Source organism: Chryseobacterium sp. AG363 (genome assembly GCF_003610675.1).
Taxonomy (GTDB): domain Bacteria; phylum Bacteroidota; class Bacteroidia; order Flavobacteriales; family Weeksellaceae; genus Chryseobacterium; species Chryseobacterium cucumeris.
Window position 1 is genome coordinate 472,807 of the sequence record NZ_RAQF01000002.1, and the last position, 20,177, is coordinate 492,983.

Consider the following 20,177-nt stretch of genomic DNA (forward strand, 5'->3'; position numbering starts at 1 on the left):
AATTTCGCCGATCAGAGATCGGCGAAATTTATATTTTAGATTGATGTCCTGTCATTACTGACGAAAACTGAGTACTTTAATACAAAGAGGAATGAAACCAATTGACACCGCGATATAAACAGCTACCCGAATATAATTAAGGGTTTTCCAAAGTGAAATTCTGGTTATGATTTCCTGTGAAACAGAAGTGGCAGATGCTAAGTTCTGAAACTGTATAATGTTCGGAGCAAAAAAAGCTAATGTCCAGACTCTTACTGCTACGTGGATAATGAGTAAAATCAAAAGCCAGTTCCTTACCGGATCTATTTTCCAGCAAAAAGCAATTGCAAGGATAAAGGTTATTTCATGCAAAGAGTGAAGGATGATCCAAAAAAACTTCAGGCTTACTCCATTTTCATCCTGAAGCAGCTTCAATGTATCGGGTGGGGAAGAAGCCCATTTAGGTACAAATAGGAGAGTTTCGAAAATCTGTGCCCCGTTCATAAGAAAATAAAGTAACGTTGTGATGCACAGCCAGATTTCTGCGCGGGTTATATAAGTTGCTGTTAAACTTTCCATGATTTTGTATTGATTTATGGGTTATTTAAATGATCTGTTGTTTCTTTCATAAGAACGGTAGCTTCCCTGAAATAACGTTCAATAGTTTCTATTTCCTTTTTAGAAAAAGTGGAAACGAGTTTCATGGTTTTTTGCTGCAGCTCTTCAAAAATAGGACCGAGTAATTTCATGCTGTTTTCTGTATTTGGTATGATTATTACTTTTCTGCGGTCTTCTTTGGTGAACTCTCTTTTAAGAAGATTCTTTTTCTCCAGACGGTCTATCAATCCGGTAACAGCTCCGGTTGTAAGACCTGTCAGCTTAGATATTTCACCTGCTGTTATGGATTCGTACTGCAGAATAAGTCCCAGATATTTATGATCAGTGCTGGAAAGCCCGGCTTTCCTCGCAATGGCTTCATGCATAAAGATTGAGGCGTCAGAGTATGCTCTGCTGGCTTCACGAAAATTTTGTATATTATTTTTAGTCATTAATTAAATTATTTTCTAATTATCTTAGTTGCTAAGATAGTGTTGTTTTTTGATTTACCAAAATAAATTTTTTACTCAAAAAACAATATTATCCGCCAGCTCCTATTTTTGCTGAGAATTTGAATTAAAAAAGTAACAGCGTAATTAATTTATAAACAAGTGTTTGACTTTTTTAATGTGAAATTTATGATAAAAAAAGTTTTAAATAATTTGGATTTAAGCAGTGTTTTTCTATCTTTGCAGTCCCTTAAATAAAGGGATTTACTTGAAAAAGTAAGTGGCCGACTCGGTAGCTCAGCTGGTAGAGCAATACACTTTTAATGTATGGGTCCTGGGTTCGAATCCCAGCCGGGTCACAATCTTAAAGATGCAAAAATCAAAGCATCAGAAAAACACAAAAAAACCTGCAAAAAATAATTTGCAGGTTTTTTATTTATAGTGTTCGCTATAATGTTTTAAAATGGCCGGTTATTTAAATTAATGGACCAGTTGATTGTACTCGCACTTTGCAATCGAAGTTCAGTAATAGCTTTACTCTTCATTTTTGGGCTTAAAGTTTTTCCCGACTCCCTGACGGAGAAATGTAATTTTTCCTTGTACTTTTTTTGCTTTTTCAAGGACTTCCAATGCTTTTGTTCGTTCGTTAATTTTGCCAGCGTGTGTTATATTGTCCTGACGTTCATTTTTTTTCATACATCAATATAGTGAATTTATTTGAAAAAAACAAATTATTGATAGTAAGGTTGTTTCAAATTTTAAGAAAATAAAATTGATTTACTGATCGTCCGCGAGTAGCAAAGGGATTCACTGCAGTTTTCAATTTCATCGGAAGCCTTTTGGGTGCATTTTTGAAATTTACATTAAGAACCTCCTAAGACGTGTGAAATTTTTAAGTCTGATATTGTAAAAGTTAGCGGAATCACAGGCATAAAATGTCCGGGAAGTATTGTAAATAAAGAAAAAGTTTCTATCTTTGCAGTCCCTTAAATAAAGGGATTTACTTAAAAAAGTAAGTGGCCGACTCGGTAGCTCAGCTGGTAGAGCAATACACTTTTAATGTATGGGTCCTGGGTTCGAATCCCAGCCGGGTCACTTGATAAAGCTTCAACATGCGTTGAAGCTTTTTTTGTTTAAGAAAATCACAAACTGTAAAAGTCTCCGTTTTAGAGTAATTTGCCTACATATCTGAGCAGTTGCTCATCGTAACTTTATTCTATCAAAATAAACAAATGTTAATTTAAGTCTATTTTTCATGCGTTTTACAAGATTTGGAATTTAAAATGTATATCTGTGTCAGAAGCATTAAAATTTTTGTCTCTGATATTGTAAAAGTTAGCGGAATCAAAGGCATAAAATGTCCGGGAAAGTATTGTAAATAAAGAAAAGTTTCTATCTTTGCAGTCCCTTAAACATAGGGATTTGCTTGAAAAAGTAAATGGCCGACTCGGTAGCTCAGCTGGTAGAGCAATACACTTTTAATGTATGGGTCCTGGGTTCGAATCCCAGCCGGGTCACAATAAACGGACAAACTATTTTATAATGGTTTGTCCGTTTTTCTTTATACTGAGATTTTAATTTTGTGATATTAATATAAGTTAAGATGAATACATTCGGAATTACATGGTTAAATAAAATGATTTAATTTATCTACGACATGTATCCAAAGCCTGTCTTTCATATTTTTTTTGAAAAAACCAAAGTGGTCAATTTTTTTTAATCCTAATTCAGAAGGAACCAGTTTTGTGAAAGTGATATCTTCTTTACTGTCAATGTGCTGCCAATATGTTTCAGTGTTTTTCTGGCTGGATATCGTATCATCAGTGGTCCAGAATAGATGAATGGGGAATGTATAATTCTTGAAATGTCCTATAGGAAGAGTAGTACCATAAAATTGAGCATCGAAAAAGTAATCTTTTTTTTCAAGCCAGTTTCGCCACTCATATACAACATTTTTGGGCAGGTTTTCCATTATTCCAAAGGTTTTGGCTTTTACATATCCTGTCATCAGAACACTTATGGGAGTAAAAATATAAAAATAAAAATAAGCCTTCATTCTGTATGAAAACGGCATATTCATATAATAACCTGCAGATACGGCAAAATTGATCATTCCCTTTACATTATCCAGATTTTTCATAAATCCGATTTGCTGGCCTCCGGCACTGTGCCCTATAATCATAAACGGAAGATCGGGAAACTTTTTATTTAAAAAAACTTTGATGGCGGGCATATCTTTTATTCCATAATCTGAAAAGGTAAATTCACAGGTTTTCAGATTTCCGGAATAAGAATCTCCGCTTCCTCTGTAATCCCAAAGACAGCACAGAAAATCATTTTCAGCAAGATAGGTGAGAAAAGACAAATAGAATTCTTTTTTTGTTCCCGTACCACAGTTAAATTGAATTACTGCTTTAGGATGATCCGGAATAAGAAGTATACCTTTAAGCTTTACACCATCATCACATATTGTTTCAAAGTTTTCCGTTTTCATGCTTTAATTTAACTTAAAAAATAATGATACATTGTACTGCTTAGAGCTGTATCCCTTTTCTTTCTTAAATTTAGTAAATACCCTAATTCCATTATAATATTTAACTATGCAGAACTTGGTTTCTGGATCAGGATTCTGATGTTATTCAATTTTTTTAGGTATATATTTCATCATGATACAATGGCCGCTATTTTGGGCAGAAGTTTTTTCTACCTCCAAAAATCCTGTCTTTCTGTATAAATTATAAGCCTTATCATTTCCAGGGGCAACTTCTAAAAGAATTTCAATGTCATTAAATTGTCTGCCTGCTTCATGAATAACAGCTTCAATCAATCCCTGACCTATATTCTTTCCTTGAAACTCCTTCTTTACATACATTTGGTAAATTGTACCAGAGTTTTTGTCACTTTTAACAAAAGTACATATGCCTATAAGCAGATCATTTGCGTAGGCACCCAAAACAAATCTTCCAAAAGTTTGTTCTTCAATATCACTTTCTATTTGGAACTTTTCAATTTTCAGGGCTTCATGATAGTTGGCTCCAAATGATTCCGGGAACTTTTCCAGACTTTCCAGACGGATTACGCGGTATGTTTTGCTTTCTTCGGGAAGAAGTTTTCGATAGCTAATAATATTCATGCTGATCAGGTTTTTATTTACATCAGTATACAAAGATGGAGATAATTTTTTAGCAACAGAGTTTTAAATAATTTATTAAAATTTTAAAACGATCTCATCTATCTGTAACAATTTTCATTTCAGATAGTCTTATTATAAACAAAACATATACTTTTTGATCAGAAAAGCATATAAATGCAGTCTGTCAATTTTAAAAAGTGCTTGTTTAAGGGGGAATATTACATTACTTTATTTGAATGTTACATTTTTGCGAAATAACTCGTTTATTTCATAAGGAACATGATAAATTATGTATATTTATAACACTAATTGGGGAATAATATTGAAATAACGGTAGGAAATTATCAACTTATTTGTAAATAAGTGAATAGGTAGATATGTAGATATATAGGGAAAAGTGGTGGTGATGAGAAAAATTGATTTAATCATTTTTAAAAATATAAAGACAAACTCAGAAGGTATAAAGAAAATAATAGCCTTTCCAATCTGCATGGGAATATTTTGGGTTATATTTTCATGTCATAGTGAACCTCAAAATAAAGTGAGAGAAAACTTTGATATATCTCTGTTGACTGAAAGTTCAGAACTTCAGTTGTCCGGTCAATATGAAGCTTTTGTCAGGCTTAATAAAGAATATCTGAGAAAAGCCGCCAAAATGAGGTACACAGGAGGAAAAGGACTCTGCTATCTGAATATGGCAGGGGTAAATGTTTCTGCAGGGAATTATGAAAAAGCCCGGTACTTTTTCAATAAAGCAGAAAAAGGCCTGTTCAATTCTGAAAATACTTACCATAAAGCAGTCTTCTATGATGATTACAGTCTGTATTATTCTCACCTTAAACTCAACGATAGGGCTATAGAATGTAATAACAAAGCATTTTATTACTTAAAACAGGCAAAAAAAACGAAACTTACCCAGAAACTTCTGCCCAGACTTTATGTAAACAAAGGAATTTACTATGCATGGAAAGGATGGTTTGGAACCTCCTTAAAATGTTTTAGAAAAGCAAATATGTTGGAAAATTCAGCCTATACCAATTGTATGGTGGCACAATATTATTTATTTACCCATAAACCTGATTCTGCGGGTATATACATTGCCAGAGCAGATGAAAAAATGATCAGCCAGAAAACAACGGATGTGGAATCTCTTTGGGTTTATTATACAATGGGATATTATTATAATGAAATTGATAATAGTGAACAAGCTGAAAAAGCCCTTAAAAAAGCCCTGGAGATCAACATTAAGACAAGACGAACCTATTCTTCCCATATCAAAGAAGTCTACAAAGCACTTGCAGAATTATATAAGAAAAAAAATGATGGCGGTAAGGCCTATTTTTATCTGAAGAAATATATGGAAGAGGAAGGAAGGTTTGATTCAGAACGATTTGTCGTTATGAATAAAGCTACCGAAGATTTTATTTCAGAAATGAAACAGGAATCAGACTGGCATAAAAATGATCTTCCGTTATTTATTGCATTGTCTATCACCGTACTTACCGTTTCAGGGGTATATGTCCGGAAAATAATTAACAGGTTACAAAAGAAGAAAAATACTTTAAAAGAGCAAACTGATACGTTGAAAAACCATGTCCAGACCAAGCAGCGACAGGAAGTGATTGAGCTTGCTAAAAGGAATGATTCTTCTTTCTTGTTGAAATTTAAAGAATTCTATCCTGAATTTATTAAGTCACTTCTGGAGATCAATCCCGATCTTGAAAATTCTGAGCTGGCTTTCTGTGCAATGCTGAAATTACGCTTTTCATCCAAAGAGATTGCAGACTATACTTTTGTACAGCATAAATCTGTTCAACAGAAGAAATACAGGATCAGAAAAAGACTGAATATTCCCGGAGAAACAGATATTTATGACTTTTTTGAAAACTTAGCAGAATAAAGAAATATATCACAATAAAAGCAGCAGGATTCTGTTTTATGAAAAGATTTTATTATTGATCTTATCAGAAATAACCATTGAGAATTTTAAAATTAAACAGGATTGTTATTCTAAAAAGATCATTATTTATACAGGAATTTTAGCTTAATTAGAGAAACCTATGATGCGTATTTTTCTTTCTGTTTTACTGTTTGTTTTAGTTTCGTGCCATTCTCATTCAAAGAAAGAGGCTGAAAAGAAATTTGACGTTGCCTTGCTAAAACAGAATGAAAAGTTCAGAATTGCCGGAGCATATGATTCATTGATTAATCTTAATAAAAGATATTACAAAAAGGCCGATGAAATGAATTATGCAGATGGGAAGGCGCTCTGCTATATCAATCTTGCAGAACTCAATATTTCCCTGGAAAATTTTCAGAAATCACAAATTCTCTTTGATAATGCCAAAGAGATTCTGGATGATTCTGAGGATAACTTACACAAAGCCAGGTTTTATAATGTTTATGGCCGTTTCAATGTAGAGCTTCGAAGGCTTGATAAAGCTTTTCAATATAATAATGAAGCAATGAGTTTTATAAAGAAAAGTGAGAATTATGAACTTAAAAATGATATTCTTTTCAGTATTTATTTGAGGCAGGCTATTTATCTCATGCAAAAAAAAGAATACGAAAAAGCACTGGAATACTTCCATAAAGCAAAAAAAATAGATGATACCGGCCTTGCAGATTGTGCGATAAGTGATTATGTGTATATGCATAAAGACAAAGATTCTGCATATAAATATATAACGATGGCTTACAACAAAGCTAATATCAATGGTAAAGAAGACGGAATAGCCCTCTATGCCAATACCATTATGGGAGAGTATTTTCTTAATTATAAACAGTATGATAAAGCGGAAATAGCTCTTAATAAAGCTTTGAAAATCAATGAAAAAACGAAACGTATTTATGCTTATTATGCTAAGTATATTTATAATGATCTCAGAGTTTTATATGAACGTACCGGAGATAAAGAAAAGGCTTATCTTTATTTGAAAGCTTATACAGATGCTTTTTACAGAACAAATACATCTTTACTGGCTACTATCAATCAGGATATGGAATCTTTTATTGCAGTAACTCAGCAGGATGCTAATCATCATAAAAGTAAAATCTATTGGATTGTTTCTCTGTCGTTTATTGGTCTTTGTCTGCTGGGATTATATGCCTGGAGAATTATTATTGCGTTGAGGAAACGGAAAAAAGTTCTTGCCATAGAAGCTGAGAATCTGAAAATAAGAATGAGTGACAATAAACAGGAAAAAGTTATAGAACTGGGTAAAAAAAATGACCCTGAATTTCTGGATCGTTTTAAAGAAAGTTACCCCGAATTTATAGTTCAGCTTTTAACAATTAACCCCAATCTTGAAAATTCTGAATTGATTTTTTGTGCAATGCTTAAACTTCATTTTACTTCTAAAGAAATAGCAAACTATACCATGGTTCAGCACAGGAGTATTCAGCAGAAAAAATACAGGATCAGAAAAAAATTAAATATTCCGGGAGAAACAGATATTTATCATTTCTTTGATACCTTAAAATAAACCAAAAAAAAACTGTCTGATTTATCAGGTCAGACAGTACTCGAAATATTCTCTTTTCACCACCCGGTTTTTTAAGTGGTCTCAATGGTCAAATATGAAAATTTTTAATGGAAACAAGAAAAAAGACTATACTACATGGGTACTACATGGTGTATTCGATTGCTTAAATTGTTGGTATTTAAATGATTGTGATTTGTAGTCGATTTGCTAACTTATTTTTAAAAAAGAGCCGGTGTTCTTCGAATGTGTTCCTTTTTTGCACCGCGTCTTTTGATTATTCTTGTTTTAATTCATCTTTTTTTCATCTGATATTCAGTATTGTTTTTTCATCCGTCCTTAGATGGAAATTTTTAATAATATGTACGTATAAAAACACAACTATTTAAGACAAAATTAGGTGTTAAATCTAAGTGGTTGATAATTAAATATTTGTAATTGCTGTTGTATATGTGTAGTATCATTTATTTTTGTTTTTTATTTGGAATATGCAAGTTTTGTGGAGTGATTTGTTGTGAATTTTGCATCATGGATTTCATTTTGTTGAACTTATGATAATACTTAAGTGGACTGATCAGACTCCAAAATGATCTTTTGATAAAAAATGAGTTACCTATAATCATACAACCAAAGTAATTTTAAATAAATCTATGAAAAAAAGAATTTTATTCGTTTGTGCATTAGCATCTTGTTTTACGGTTTTCAATGCTCAGAGATGGGAATCTGTCTCTCAGAAAACTTCACAGATAAGAGAAGGAGTAGAAGTACAACATTCTTATAGAGTGGATCTGAAATCTCTTCGCGAAATGCTAAGAAATGCTGAAGAAACCGGGAAGGGTGCAACGCCGGTTATTATTTCTCTACCAACTGTGGACGGAAAGATTGAAAAGTTTGCTGTCTATAGCAATCCTGTACTTGATAAATCCCTGGCCGATAAATATCAACTGGGATCTTATACGGGAGTAGGTGTGGATGATCCATCTAAGTATTTAAGATTCAGTACATCTCCTAATGATATGCAGTCTATGATCATTAAAAATGGTATATTCCAGTTTATAGAGCCAATAAGTGCTGATAAACAGACGTATGGAGTATTCTATAAAACAAAGAATGAAGGAGAGCATGGCTTTAAATGTGATACCGGAGAACGTGATTTTAAGGATATTAATAAGCTGGTAGAGAATGGTAAAAAAATGCTTTCCGGAGTTGGAATCGCCAGCAGACCTACCAATACAAAATACAGAGATTTTAGAATGGCATTGTCCGTTACAGGAGAATACAGCCAATATCAATTAACTGCAGCAGGAACTCCGGCCAATGCAACCGACGACGTAAAGAAAGGAGTAGTGCTGGCTGCCATGAATAATACGATGACCCGCATAAACGGAGTTTTTGAACGAGATTTCGGAGCTCATCTGACCGTTCAGAATCTTCCGGATATCATCTATCTTGATCCGGCTACAGATCCTTATTCTAATAATTTAAATTTACAGTTGCAACAGACCCTTACTTCTGTAGTAGGAAATACCAACTATGATATTGGGCATGTTCTTAATCAAAATGCAGAAAGAAGCGGAAATGCAGGGGGAATCGGAATTGTCTGTGTAGATCCGGCCACTAATACTGAAATAAAAAAAGGTTCAGCTTATACCCAGGGACCTGTTCCTGTAGGTGAAGTTTTTGACTTTACTGCAGCTCATGAAATGGGACATCAATTGGGAGCTAATCACACATTTTCAAATACTTCTGTCACAGATGCCAATCAGGGAGCCAATGTAGAGCCTGGAGGAGGTACTACTATTATGGGCTATGCCGGAATTACCTATGATAATGTGCAGGCTAACGCTGATGGATACTTCCATTATAAATCCATCGATCAGGTATTAACTAATTTAGAAAATAAACTTAATTGTGGAGCCTCTCAAAATATAAACAATAATACAGCGCCAGCTATTAATCCTTTGGTGGCTTATAGTATTCCTAAAGGAACCGCTTATTATCTTGAAGCTTTAGCCATTGATGCAGAAAATGATCCTGTAAACTATACCTGGGAACAGAATGACAGTACAGATGAATTTTCTACAATTTCAGGGGATAGCGGATGGGGATACAATCCAAAAGGAGCTTTATCAAGATCAGTTCCTGGTACGGCAAACGGAAGAAGATATTTTCCAAAGTTAGCGAGTGTTATGAATGGAATTCTAACAGACAAGCAAGCATGGGAAACGGTATCTTATATCCCCCGAACATTGAATTATGCTGTAACAGTAAGAGATCAAAACGCTCAGCGTCCTATGGTTTCAAGTTCAACAACTACAGTGACTGTAGGGAATGACGGACCGTTCAAATTCAATGGGCTTACTGCATCTTCAGTATTGTATAATGATGCAGTAAATACAATCTATTGGGATGTTGCCAATACAAATGCTGCACCTTATAATACAGCGAGTGTAAAAATTGATTACACTACAGATAATGGAACAACCTGGACAAATCTGGTTGCTGCAACACCAAACACCGGAAGTTATAGCGCACAAATGCCAGGAAATATAAATGGAGCTATAAAACTAAGAGTTTCAGCTGTAGGAAATATCTTTTATGCCGTGTCTCCTGCTATTACTGTGGGGGCTGCACCTACATCTTCTACGTCCGCACCTACAGGTATTTCCACTATAGATACGGAGATTTTTAAAACAACGGCAAGGGTATCCTGGAATAGTGTTCCGGGAGCTACTTACTCTGTTAATTACAGAAAAGCAGGAACGGCAAACTGGTCTAATGCTGTAAGCCAGGTAAATTCTGTAGTTCTGAATAATTTAGAAGATGAAACCACTTATGAAGTGCAGGTAGCGGCTGTAGTTAATTCTGTTTCCGGGACTTTCTCTAATAATTATACATTCAAAACAAAAGGATTAAAGACCGGAGTTGATTACTGCCTTTTAAATTCAGGTTCACCTTATGTAGGATCCATCTTAAAAGTTACTGTTGCAAATCTTGATTATAGTGATCTTACAGCAAGATCCTATAAAGATTTAAGCGAAGATCTTACTAAGGTAGTTAATTTGACACAAGGTAGTACCTATACGCTTACGCCTAGAATAGGGAATCTGTTGCAAAACGGAATACCGGTAAATCTATCTGCCTGGATTGATTACAACAGAAACGGAGTATTTGAAGCTACAGAAAGGGTAGGACAGACTTCAGCAACAACAAATGCAGGTAATATAGGGCTGCCAAGTTTTAACTTCACGGTTCCTGCTACCTCTTATTCTGGAGATAAGGTGTTAAGAATGAGAGTGGTTGGTAAATTTTCAACGAGTGCTTTGAATAGCGTATGTGGTGAGCTGGCAAGCCAGGCGGGAGGTATTATGGATCTTCCTGTGAAAATTACTGCGAGTACCCTTGCTGTGAGAGAAACGGTAGATACAAAATCATCAGAGGTATCTATTTATCCTAATCCTGCAGATACATTTGTAGAAGTGAAAAACCTTAAAGGTAAAGGTGACTACAAAATTTACAGTGCGGATGGAAGACTTGTTCAGGAAGGTAAGATTGATGGAAAAATCAATGTAGCTTCTCTTGTAAAAGGAATGTATGTGATCACCATAAAAGATGAGAAAAACACTTACAATAACAAATTAATCAAAAAATAAACAACACAAATGAATCTCCGTATCAGGATCTAAAGGCGGAGAGAAAAAGAATTATTTCTAGAGGGAAAAAAGGCTGTCTTCAACTGAAGGCAGCCTTTTGATGATCATTAATCCAAATGGCTATTAAAAAAATCAAGCATAGTGGCTAATGAGGTTTCAGAGTGCATTCGTTCTCCATTTTCAAGGGATTCCTGCGTAGCCGTAGCAGCTCTCTTACGCATATGATGTTCGTAGACGGAAATGGCTTCCTGTAAGGTTTTACAATTCTCATCTGTTAAATATTCACTCAGTTCAAGGGCGTCCAGCATAGCCATATTAGCACCTTCTCCAGCAAATGGAGGCATTACGTGGGCTGCATCCCCAATCAGTGTGAGGTTGGGAAGAGTTTCCCACGTTTGATCTAAAGGCATAGAGTAGATCAAACGTGGAATAAAAGGAGTTTTTGCATTTTTAAAAAGTTCCTCCCAGATTGGGCTCCATTCCGGGTATTCTGTTTTGAACCATTTTAGCATCTGTGCAGTATCAGAAAAATCAAGACCGCAAGTGGCAGGCCAATGCTCATCTGCTTTAAAGCTTGCATAAAATCCGAGATCTCCATTGCCTTTTTGACCCATTAAGATATTTTGAGAATTTCCAAATGCCATTATTTTTCCCCCTTTGATCAAAGCATTAATCTGAGGAGCATTTTCTTTTGAAACATTTCCTTCCAGCATAATGATTCCGGAATAAATAGGTTTACTATCAGTGAGATAAGGGCGGATTTTAGAATTGGCACCATCTGAAGCAACGACAAGATCAGCATACACAGAATTTCCATTTTTAAAATGCAGCAGCCAGCCTTCACCCTTACGCTCCATAGAGAGAAAATGACTGTCCCAGACAACGGTTTCAGGATCTAGAGATTCCAGCAGCATATTTCTTAATGGACCGCGATCTATTTCAGGACGAAAATTTTCATGGCCGAAATCTTCTTCAGGCTTTGTTTCATGATCGTTAAAAAATATTTCGGCCTTTTCATTCATGATCAGAGTTCTGTCTGCACCCGGACGGAAAGCCTTTTTAAACTCTTCAAGAAGTTCTGCTTTGCGTATGGCAGCCAGCCCAGAATCTTCATGCATATCAAGAGGAGAACCCTGTACACGGGCATTTTTATTAAAATCTCTTTCGTATACTTTTACATTTGCACCTTTCAGTTGTAAAAGTCTTGCCAGTGTAAGTCCTGCAGGACCGCCACCAACGATTGCTATTGATTTATTGTCTATAAGCATTGTTGATTTAAATTTTACAATGCAAATTTATTTTCCTTTCAATACCGATAATAGTACAAATCGGTCGTTTTTATTTTTGAATAATTCTTTAGGAACAACTCCTGAAAATTTCTTCACTTCTTTGATGAAATGATTCTGATCGGTATAATTGAGTTCCGGGAAAAGTCTTCCCTGGGCAATATGTTCCAATGATGTTCTGAAACGTAAAATAGTAGTGTAGGCTTTTAATGACAAGCCAAGCTGTTTGGTAAAATAACGATTGATCTGTCTGCTGCTCCAGCCTGTTTTTTCGGAAAGTTCCTGTACGCTCATTTCCCCTTTTGAAGTATACACCAATTCAAAAAGTCGGCGTTTTCTCTCATCTATTTTCTGAGGAAGAAGTTCTTTTATTTTTTGAGTGGCTTTTGTACAGCAATGATTAAAATCCTTTATATCGTCAGCTTTAAAATTCCAGAAATCAGGAGAGAGTTCCTTTCCTAGGTTTAATAAATCGGCAATAGAGGTATGTAAAATATATTCAACTGCTATAGGTTTAAAGCTGATAACAAAAGCAAGGGTATGAGGAGCGATATATCTTTGCTCAGGATAAGTTTCCAGCCCGAGAAGGGTAATATGAAAAGGCTCTGAAACGGACTCTGAAAAAAATAAATCAATTCTTCCATCAGGAATGATCACCACCTCTTTTGCTTCATCCGAAAGGTTCTGAAAAGTACCCAGATTTTCAACGAAATCTGCAATCTCCTTATCAGGTTCGATAAAGTTATAAGTGAAATCAATATCCATAATGTTGGTCCGTTTAATACTTATTTTTAATGAAGAAAATTACAAAATTTGCTATAGATCACCAAGTCATGTGAAATTCATCGTGATAATTATTAATGAATCTTTCTGATTAAAAGTCCTAGGGAATCAAATTCGAACATTTAAAATATAAAACCCTTTAAATTATGGTTTTCCGTAAGTTGTAGCCATTCTTTTTATTTAATATTGCCGGAAAAAAGATGTCGACCATGGAAATTTTATTGATCATTATTTTATTTGTACTGATAATATATGCCTTCAGTACTTCAGGAAAATTAAAAAAAGAACTCCTTCAAAAAAATACTCAAATTACAAATCTGAACCAAGAAAATAGTCTATTGAAAGTAGAAATTTCTAAACTTCACCTTGATAAGGTTACTCTGAGCAAAAAGATAGCAGAATTATTACAACATAATGATGCATTACGAAAATATCAAGATATTATTGATGTAAAGGTTGAATGTGATTATCTTCTTAAAAAAGCTGAAAGAGATAGTCTTAGATTGAAAGAAAAAGCTGGGCAGGAGTTTTCAGAAGCACAGAGCCAGGCACGGGAAATTCGTAGAAATGTAAAGGAAATCACTGAAAAGAAAACCAGAGAAATAGAATTACTGTATGAAAATGCTGTGAATGAAGCTAAGCGTATTGTGGAAAATGCAGAATTAAAGGCAGAATCAATAGGTGGAGATGCCTATCGAAGTTTAAAAGAAGCAGATCAGATTGCTGATAGAATAAAAGCAATGAAAAATGTGATTCAAGGTTATGGTAATGAATATCTGATACCAACATATACTTTATTGGATGAATTGGCAGAAGATTTTGGCCACAAAGAAGCGGGTGATAATCTTAAAAAACTCAGACAAAATAATAAACTTATGATTATAAGCAGACAAGCTGGTATCTGTGATTATATGGATGAATCAAGAAGAAATACAGCTATTGATTTTGTTATTGATGCCTATAACGGCAAAGTAGATTCTATTTTGGCGTCTGTAAAGAAAGATAATTTTGGTATTCTGAAACAAAAGATGGATGATGCATTCCAATTAGTTAATTTTAATGGACAGGCTTTTAGAAATGCGAGAATATCCGAAATATACCATAGTGCGAGAGTTGAAGAATTACGTTGGGCTGTAGTTGCCCAGGAGTTAAAATGGCAGGAACAGGAAGAGCAAAGACAAATTCGTGAGCAGATTCGAGAAGAAGAAAGAGCACGTAAAGATTATGAAAAAGCAATCAAAGAGGCAGAAAAAGAAGAACAGACTTTAAAAAGGCTGATTGAGAAAGCTGAATCTCAGGTAGCTAGAGCTAATGAGGAGCAAAAAATACTTTTTCAGCAGCAGCTTGAAGAATTACAGCAAAAGCTTACCCAGGCTGAAGAGAAAAATCAAAGAGCAATCTCAATGGCACAGCAGACCAGAACCGGAAATGTATATATTATTTCAAATATCGGTTCATTTGGAGAAGATGTTTATAAAATTGGTATGACAAGACGTTTGGATCCTTTAGACCGTGTTCGTGAGCTTGGGGATGCAAGTGTCCCTTTTGAGTTCGATGTTCATGCCATGATATATGCTGAAGATGCTCCCGCATTGGAAAAACAGCTTCACAAGAAATTTTTGAAAAGTCAGCTTAATAAAATTAATCCTAGAAAAGAGTTTTTTAAGTTGAATATTCATGATGTTAGAAACTATATTGATTCTATTGGAATTGCTTGCAAATGGACACTTGCAGCAGAAGCAAAACAGTACCGTGAAACTTTGAAGCTTGAAGAAGATATGAAAACGAATAAACAGCTTGAAGCAGAATGGGAACAATATCAGGAAGTTACAGATCCTGTTACTTATGATGAAGTTCTCTCAGAAGAATAACTTTTCTACAAAAATAAAAACCCTTTAAGCCCAATGTTTAAAGGGTTTTGTATTTTATAGATATCATTTCTTATGATGTGAAAAATTCCCCTTCTCCGGAGGGGAGGCGAAAATTCAGAGAATTTTTGACGAGTGGTTTTACAATTTCTGATTAACCAAACTTCCACAAATTATTGCTATTTTTAGACCTTAAAATAGATTTAGGACAATACCTAATGGACAAATCATCACTTAATACCTACTTTCATTCCTTATTCAGTATCCAAGCTGAGGTGGTGGAAAAAATTACAGAAAAATTCAACCATTTTAATTTAAAAGCGAATACTGTTTTACTGGATAAAAATGCAATCAGTACCAAAACCTATTTTCTGGAAAAAGGATATGTCCGTTCATTTATATTGAATGAAGATAATGAGGAAATCACAACAAATATTTATACGGCTCCCTGTTTTGTAAATGATTTTCTGTCCTTTTTCAGACAGCAGCCTGCCAAAGAAATATACCAGACCGTAACCGATTGCGTTTTCTGGGAAACAGGATTGGAAAATGTACAGCACAATTTCCATAATATTCCCGAGTTCAGAGAGTTCAGCAGGCTTCTTTTTGTTCTTAATTATTATAATATTCATGACAGGCTGATCGAAATGGCGAGTCAGAAGGCTTCCACAAGATATTTTAACCTGATGAAGAAAGATCCTGATATTTTTCAACATGTTCCTTTGAAAGTGATTGCTTCTTACCTTGGAATTAAAGACAGCTCACTGAGCAGGATCAGAAGAGATATTCATAAACTGTAATTTCTTTTCATTTGTCAAGTGATATTTTAAATGTCATCGCTGATCTTTGCTTAAAAATAATTTCATGAACAAAAAACATATTGTAGTAGTAGGATTGGGTGGTGTAGGCGGTTATTTTGGTTTTAAAATCAATCAGATTAATGAAACTACAGGAAAATATACCGTTTCGTTTGTTGCCCGCGGAGAAACTTATGATAAAGTAAAAGAAAACGGATTGACATTGCTGTCTCCGGAGCATTCCAATTCACAGACTTATCCTAATGATATCGTGCAGAACATCAGTGAGATCAAAAATCCTGATCTGGTACTGATTTGTGTAAAAGAGTATGATCTTGAAAATGTCTGTAAACAATTACTGCCAGTCATTCATAAAGATACTGTCCTTCTTCCGATGATGAACGGAGGAGATATCTATGACAGAATACGCACCATTATTCCTGATCATACTGTTCTACCAACTTGTGTATATGTAGCTTCTCATATTAAGGAAAGAGGAACTGTAGAACATAAAGGTAATGCAGGTAAAATCATTGTGGGAAGAGATCCTGAGCATTTTTCTGCACCTATAGAATGGATTACAGAGCTATTGAGTGAAAGTAAAATTGACTTTGATTTTAAAGATAATTCATTAAAAGATATCTGGACAAAATTCATATTTATAGCAAGCTTTGGATTGGTAACAGCTAAACATAACTCGTCCATGGGAGCGGTATGTACCGATGAGCAGCAAAAGAATGAAGCCACCGGAATTATGAAAGAAATACAACAGATTGCTGCTAAGAAAGGAATAAATCTTCAGGAAGATATTGTTGAAGCTACTTTTAAGAAAGCTTCTACATTTCCTTTTGAAACTCCAACTTCCTTACAGCTTGATATCAATTCAGGAAAGAAGGATAACGAACTGGAATTGTTTGCAGGTGCTGTATTGAAATATGGTACTGAAACAGAGGTAGAAACTCCTTTTACTCAAAAAATTTATACCGAGATTAAAGCAAAATAACTTTGTGCTAATACCAGATAAAAAAATGATAAAGAAGGCGGGTTAAAAACCCGCCTTTATTGAAATTAAATATAAAAGATAGAAGCTGATTAAGCACTGTGCATGAATTTTTGTCTGTCCAATAGTACTTCTTCCGTTTCCCTGTGATCAGGATCATCCACACAGCAGTCTACAGGGCATACAGCCTTACATTGAGGCTCTTCGTGAAAGCCTTTACATTCCGTACATTTTCCGGATACGATATAGTACACTTCATCTGAGACAGCAGGATGGTAAGCGTCAGCATCATCTTTTGTGCCGTCGGGGAATGTAATATATCCTGAAAGCTTGGTTTTGTCTTTCCAGCGCCAGTCGATAGCACCTTCGTAAATGGCTGAGTTGGGGCATTCAGGTTCACAGGCTCCACAGTTGATACAGGCATCTGTTATTTTTATAGCCATATTGTTTGAATTTAAAGGGTTTAAAAAAGGGATTCCGTCAACGTTGAACGATTCTGAAATCCCTGCTAAACTTAAATGACAGCAGTTTAACACTGTTCTTTGAAAATAAGCAGCATAAAGTGTGCTATTTTTTATTTAAATCATTAATATGCAGCAATTTCTGCCGGTACTTAGTCAATAATGGCAATTTTTTTAGAAGCTGCAATGCTGATAAGTTTGTCAAACTTATCGGAATACAGATCCGAAATTTGAGTGGATTGCTCATCCGTAAATAATGATGACCTGACAATGGGAACGCTAAATGGCAATGGCCATGCACGCAATGATTTGGCAATAGAATCCATGGCATTGATTCCCTGCATGGCCTGCAGACCATCTGCCCAGCATACCAGCCCCACAGTTTTATCCGTAAGATAAGGTTCGTATCTGTTGGCAGTTACTTCAAGCCAGTCCAGACAGTTTTTCATCACTCCAGGAATACTTCCGTGGTAAAGAGGAGCCAGCCAGATATGCAAATCAGCATCAGTGAACATCTGAGTCATACGTTCTACAGCCAAAGGAGTTTTGTTGAGAGTAACATCGAATAAAGGGATTCCAGAATCAGCAAGGGTAAAAATATTCGTGTGAATTCCCAGCATTTTCAGACGTTCTGAAAAATAATCTGAAATCAGTCCGGAAGTAGATAAAGTTCTTCTTTCCAGTGATCCGTTGAATATGATAGCTTTCATTTTTTTATTGTTTAAAAATTACTTTAGGTAACCCTATCTCGCCGTACATCAATGTTTTTACCAGAGGTTTTAATAATCCTGCTGCTAATAAATACAAAGCAGGATCATGACTGGTACTTGCCCGGACCACCACTTTCTGATTTTTATACCGTTTAAGATCAGCATAAATGAGACGTCGTTTCCAGAGATCGAGCAGTATTGTTTCTGCGTTATTTAAATCTACATAAGAAGCATAAGGAAATAATTTTTCCATAATCAGCATATAAGCCCAGGGAGGAATAATGGCATCCGTAGAACAGATAATTCCTACTGCTTTTTCGTTGTATATAGAAAAATCCACCACAGCAATTGATTCCTTAAATTCTTTCTCCTTGACAATCATTCCCATGAAAAGATGATCTTTGATATCCAGTTCTACAATTTCCGTAGTGGGTTTGTATTCTGAAAGGTCAAGGGCAATAATGCCTGAAGCCTTTGCTTTATTGATAAAATTTTCCTCAGTCATAGTTAGTTTACTTTTAGTGTTACTTATCTCACTTTTGATAAAGCTTCTTCATATTTTCTTTCTACAGCAGACCAATCTAGTACAGACCAGAAAGCATCAAGGTAATCTGCACGTTTATTCTGATAATTCAAGTAATAGGCATGCTCCCAGACATCTATTCCCAGAATCGGAAAACCTCTGTTTGTGGGAAGAATATCCATCATCGGATTATCCTGATTAGGAGTAGAGCTGATGGCCAGTGATCCGTTGAATTTTACAAATAACCATACCCATCCCGAACCGAACTGCGACAAACCTGTTTTTTTCATTTCTGCTTTTAGATTGTCAAGACTTCCGAAAGTGGCTGTAATATCATCATGAAGCATCCCTTGAGGAATAAGCTTAGGTTGAGGGGAAAGAATTTCCCAGAATAAAGAATGGTTATAGTGGCCGCCACCATTATTTCTTACAGCAGGGCTGTATTCGCTGATTCTTTGCAATAAGGAATCCAGATCAGGATTCGTTTCGTTGGTTTGTGCCAGTGCTGCATTCAGATTATCTACATAAGCCTGATGATGTTTCTGATGGTGAATCGTCATTGTCTCTTTATCTATAAAAGGAGCCAGAGCATCATAAGCATAAGGCAATTGTGGTAATGTAAATGGGTTCATCGTATTTATTTTTTTGATTATTGTGCCACAAAGGTAGAAATATATTTTAATAAAACAACTTTTAGGTTGTTTTATTGCTTTTGTGATTTGAATCAATAAGGTATTGTAAATCTTTATTTTAGCTTTGTTTTTTGAAATTATAGAAAATGACTATATTTGTTGTTGAAAAATAAAACAACCTAAATATTGTCAAATGAAGAAGCCGGCAGCAGATCGTATTCTGATGTTTTTAAAGATGAGGGGTGAAGCTACCTCCCTTCTTATTGCTGAAGAATTGTCAATCACTAAAGAAGGCGCAAGAAAACACTTGCTCAACCTTGCTCAGGAAGGATTGATCCGGTCTTCGGTGAAGAGTGAAGGAGTTGGCCGTCCTTCTACTTATTATACGCTTACAGAGAAAGGACTGTCTCAATTCCCGGATACGCACGCAGATGTTACCGTTCAGATTTTGAAATCAGTGAAAAATCTTTTAGGGGAAAATGCTTTGGAATTATTGATCAGTGACCGGGAAAAAAACACCCATAAACGGTATGAAAAAGTACTTTCCAAGACAAAATCTCTGGAGCAGCGTCTTGAATCTCTTGCAAAAGTCCGTAGTGATGAAGGCTATATGGCAGAATGGAAAAAAGAAGGCACAGACTATTTTCTGATTGAAAACCATTGTCCGATATGTGCGGCTGCAACCGAATGTCAGGGCTTCTGTCGGGCAGAATTATCCAATTTCCAATCTTTGATAGGGAAGGAGTATAAAGTGGAAAGAGTAGATCACATTATTTCCGGTGGACAGCGCTGCGTGTATAAAATCAGCCAATAACTTATCATTT

The 20,177-nt window shown here is 35.2% G+C and carries 18 protein-coding genes and 3 tRNA genes; 10 read left to right on the plus strand and 11 right to left on the minus strand.

The genetic code is table 11. The features are described from left to right. Positions 1–54: 54 nt before the first annotated feature. On the minus strand, positions 55–558 hold the full coding sequence (locus tag DEU39_RS02125) for a transposase (RefSeq protein ID WP_120230768.1): 504 nt from the start codon (positions 556–558) through the stop codon (positions 55–57). A 14-nt stretch (positions 559–572) separates the two neighbouring features. Then, a complete protein-coding gene (locus DEU39_RS02130; protein ID WP_062670477.1) occupies positions 573–1,028 on the minus strand; it encodes a MarR family winged helix-turn-helix transcriptional regulator in 456 nt (151 codons plus the stop codon). Positions 1,029–1,311: 283 nt separating this feature from the next. On the opposite strand from DEU39_RS02130, the gene DEU39_RS02135 reads away from it, so the two are divergent. After that, positions 1,312–1,384, plus strand: a tRNA-Lys gene (locus DEU39_RS02135). A 175-nt stretch (positions 1,385–1,559) separates the two neighbouring features. Here DEU39_RS02135 and DEU39_RS24270 read toward each other — a convergent pair. Beyond that, entirely contained in the window at positions 1,560–1,721 is a 162-nt protein-coding gene (locus tag DEU39_RS24270) for a hypothetical protein (protein ID WP_183037365.1), read from the minus strand. Positions 1,722–2,047: 326 nt separating this feature from the next. Here DEU39_RS24270 and DEU39_RS02140 point away from each other — a divergent pair. Both DEU39_RS02140 and DEU39_RS02145 read left to right on the plus strand, forming a co-directional pair. Then, positions 2,048–2,120: transfer RNA gene (locus DEU39_RS02140), tRNA-Lys, on the plus strand. Positions 2,121–2,469: 349 nt separating this feature from the next. After that, positions 2,470–2,542, plus strand: a tRNA-Lys gene (locus DEU39_RS02145). A 110-nt stretch (positions 2,543–2,652) separates the two neighbouring features. Here the strand turns inward: DEU39_RS02145 and DEU39_RS02150 are convergent. Then, on the minus strand, positions 2,653–3,519 hold the full coding sequence (locus tag DEU39_RS02150) for a serine aminopeptidase domain-containing protein (protein ID WP_120230769.1): 867 nt from the start codon (positions 3,517–3,519) through the stop codon (positions 2,653–2,655). 141 nt (positions 3,520–3,660) lie between these two features. Continuing rightward, positions 3,661–4,158: a GNAT family N-acetyltransferase gene (locus DEU39_RS02155; RefSeq protein ID WP_120230770.1), complete on the minus strand. Its 498-nt coding sequence runs from the start codon at positions 4,156–4,158 to the stop codon at positions 3,661–3,663. A 541-nt stretch (positions 4,159–4,699) separates the two neighbouring features. Between DEU39_RS02155 and DEU39_RS02160 the strand changes: the two genes are divergently transcribed. The 3 genes from DEU39_RS02160 to DEU39_RS02170 all read left to right on the plus strand — a co-directional run bounded on the left by DEU39_RS02160 (position 4,700) and on the right by DEU39_RS02170 (position 11,293). Beyond that, the gene (locus DEU39_RS02160) at positions 4,700–6,058 is read left to right on the plus strand and encodes a tetratricopeptide repeat protein (protein WP_120230771.1); all 1,359 of its coding nucleotides are present in this window, start codon (positions 4,700–4,702) and stop codon (positions 6,056–6,058) included. Positions 6,059–6,218: 160 nt separating this feature from the next. Next, the gene (locus DEU39_RS02165) at positions 6,219–7,643 is read left to right on the plus strand and encodes a tetratricopeptide repeat protein (RefSeq protein WP_147367548.1); all 1,425 of its coding nucleotides are present in this window, start codon (positions 6,219–6,221) and stop codon (positions 7,641–7,643) included. Positions 7,644–8,290: 647 nt separating this feature from the next. Beyond that, positions 8,291–11,293 carry a reprolysin-like metallopeptidase gene (locus DEU39_RS02170; RefSeq protein WP_120230773.1) on the plus strand — a complete coding sequence of 1,001 codons (3,003 nt, stop codon included), beginning with the start codon at positions 8,291–8,293 and terminating at the stop codon, positions 11,291–11,293. 107 nt (positions 11,294–11,400) lie between these two features. On the opposite strand, the gene DEU39_RS02175 is transcribed toward DEU39_RS02170, so the two are convergent. Together DEU39_RS02175 and DEU39_RS02180 are read right to left on the minus strand one after the other, a co-directional pair. Then, on the minus strand, positions 11,401–12,561 hold the full coding sequence (locus DEU39_RS02175) for an FAD-dependent oxidoreductase (RefSeq protein ID WP_120230774.1): 1,161 nt from the start codon (positions 12,559–12,561) through the stop codon (positions 11,401–11,403). 27 nt (positions 12,562–12,588) lie between these two features. After that, positions 12,589–13,344 (minus strand): helix-turn-helix domain-containing protein, encoded by a 756-nt coding sequence (locus DEU39_RS02180; RefSeq protein ID WP_120230775.1) that lies wholly within the window; start codon positions 13,342–13,344, stop codon positions 12,589–12,591. A gap of 227 nt (positions 13,345–13,571) precedes the next feature. Between DEU39_RS02180 and DEU39_RS02185 the strand changes: the two genes are divergently transcribed. From DEU39_RS02185 to DEU39_RS02195, 3 genes are all read left to right on the plus strand, one after another. After that, the gene (locus tag DEU39_RS02185) at positions 13,572–15,233 is read left to right on the plus strand and encodes a GIY-YIG nuclease family protein (protein ID WP_183037366.1); all 1,662 of its coding nucleotides are present in this window, start codon (positions 13,572–13,574) and stop codon (positions 15,231–15,233) included. Positions 15,234–15,448: 215 nt separating this feature from the next. After that, positions 15,449–16,030, plus strand: coding sequence for a Crp/Fnr family transcriptional regulator (locus tag DEU39_RS02190; protein WP_120230777.1), 582 nt, complete (start codon positions 15,449–15,451; stop codon positions 16,028–16,030). Between the two features lie 64 nt (positions 16,031–16,094). Continuing rightward, on the plus strand, positions 16,095–17,030 hold the full coding sequence (locus tag DEU39_RS02195) for a ketopantoate reductase family protein (protein WP_120230778.1): 936 nt from the start codon (positions 16,095–16,097) through the stop codon (positions 17,028–17,030). Between the two features lie 89 nt (positions 17,031–17,119). Here the strand turns inward: DEU39_RS02195 and DEU39_RS02200 are convergent, their stop codons facing one another. The 4 genes from DEU39_RS02200 to DEU39_RS02215 all read right to left on the minus strand — a co-directional run bounded on the left by DEU39_RS02200 (position 17,120) and on the right by DEU39_RS02215 (position 19,353). Further along, positions 17,120–17,470 carry a 4Fe-4S dicluster domain-containing protein gene (locus DEU39_RS02200; RefSeq protein WP_120232179.1) on the minus strand — a complete coding sequence of 117 codons (351 nt, stop codon included), beginning with the start codon at positions 17,468–17,470 and terminating at the stop codon, positions 17,120–17,122. A 170-nt stretch (positions 17,471–17,640) separates the two neighbouring features. Next, positions 17,641–18,198, minus strand: a complete 558-nt coding sequence (locus tag DEU39_RS02205) for an NADPH-dependent FMN reductase (protein WP_120230779.1) — start codon at positions 18,196–18,198, stop codon at positions 17,641–17,643. Between the two features lie 4 nt (positions 18,199–18,202). Then, positions 18,203–18,703 carry a DUF2480 family protein gene (locus tag DEU39_RS02210; protein WP_062670458.1) on the minus strand — a complete coding sequence of 167 codons (501 nt, stop codon included), beginning with the start codon at positions 18,701–18,703 and terminating at the stop codon, positions 18,203–18,205. A gap of 23 nt (positions 18,704–18,726) precedes the next feature. Next, positions 18,727–19,353, minus strand: coding sequence for a superoxide dismutase (locus DEU39_RS02215; protein WP_062670457.1), 627 nt, complete (start codon positions 19,351–19,353; stop codon positions 18,727–18,729). Between the two features lie 193 nt (positions 19,354–19,546). Between DEU39_RS02215 and DEU39_RS02220 the strand changes: the two genes are divergently transcribed. Further along, positions 19,547–20,167, plus strand: coding sequence for a helix-turn-helix transcriptional regulator (locus tag DEU39_RS02220; protein WP_120230780.1), 621 nt, complete (start codon positions 19,547–19,549; stop codon positions 20,165–20,167). Positions 20,168–20,177 lie beyond the last annotated feature (10 nt).

What these genes read in the sequence shown, in the direction of transcription:
- DEU39_RS02125 (WP_120230768.1), bottom strand. Translation starts at nt 558, where the DNA reads ATGGAAAGTTTAACAGCAACTTATATAACCCGCGCAGAAATCTGGCTG.
- DEU39_RS02130 (WP_062670477.1), bottom strand. Translation starts at nt 1,028, where the DNA reads ATGACTAAAAATAATATACAAAATTTTCGTGAAGCCAGCAGAGCATAC.
- DEU39_RS24270 (WP_183037365.1), bottom strand. Translation starts at nt 1,721, where the DNA reads ATGAAAAAAAATGAACGTCAGGACAATATAACACACGCTGGCAAAATT.
- DEU39_RS02150 (WP_120230769.1), bottom strand. Translation starts at nt 3,519, where the DNA reads ATGAAAACGGAAAACTTTGAAACAATATGTGATGATGGTGTAAAGCTT.
- DEU39_RS02155 (WP_120230770.1), bottom strand. Translation starts at nt 4,158, where the DNA reads ATGAATATTATTAGCTATCGAAAACTTCTTCCCGAAGAAAGCAAAACA.
- DEU39_RS02165 (WP_147367548.1), top strand. Translation starts at nt 6,219, where the DNA reads ATGATGCGTATTTTTCTTTCTGTTTTACTGTTTGTTTTAGTTTCGTGC.
- DEU39_RS02170 (WP_120230773.1), top strand. Translation starts at nt 8,291, where the DNA reads ATGAAAAAAAGAATTTTATTCGTTTGTGCATTAGCATCTTGTTTTACG.
- DEU39_RS02175 (WP_120230774.1), bottom strand. Translation starts at nt 12,561, where the DNA reads ATGCTTATAGACAATAAATCAATAGCAATCGTTGGTGGCGGTCCTGCA.
- DEU39_RS02180 (WP_120230775.1), bottom strand. Translation starts at nt 13,344, where the DNA reads ATGGATATTGATTTCACTTATAACTTTATCGAACCTGATAAGGAGATT.
- DEU39_RS02185 (WP_183037366.1), top strand. Translation starts at nt 13,572, where the DNA reads ATGGAAATTTTATTGATCATTATTTTATTTGTACTGATAATATATGCC.
- DEU39_RS02190 (WP_120230777.1), top strand. Translation starts at nt 15,449, where the DNA reads ATGGACAAATCATCACTTAATACCTACTTTCATTCCTTATTCAGTATC.
- DEU39_RS02195 (WP_120230778.1), top strand. Translation starts at nt 16,095, where the DNA reads ATGAACAAAAAACATATTGTAGTAGTAGGATTGGGTGGTGTAGGCGGT.
- DEU39_RS02200 (WP_120232179.1), bottom strand. Translation starts at nt 17,470, where the DNA reads ATGGCTATAAAAATAACAGATGCCTGTATCAACTGTGGAGCCTGTGAA.
- DEU39_RS02205 (WP_120230779.1), bottom strand. Translation starts at nt 18,198, where the DNA reads ATGAAAGCTATCATATTCAACGGATCACTGGAAAGAAGAACTTTATCT.
- DEU39_RS02210 (WP_062670458.1), bottom strand. Translation starts at nt 18,703, where the DNA reads ATGACTGAGGAAAATTTTATCAATAAAGCAAAGGCTTCAGGCATTATT.
- DEU39_RS02215 (WP_062670457.1), bottom strand. Translation starts at nt 19,353, where the DNA reads ATGAACCCATTTACATTACCACAATTGCCTTATGCTTATGATGCTCTG.
- DEU39_RS02220 (WP_120230780.1), top strand. Translation starts at nt 19,547, where the DNA reads ATGAAGAAGCCGGCAGCAGATCGTATTCTGATGTTTTTAAAGATGAGG.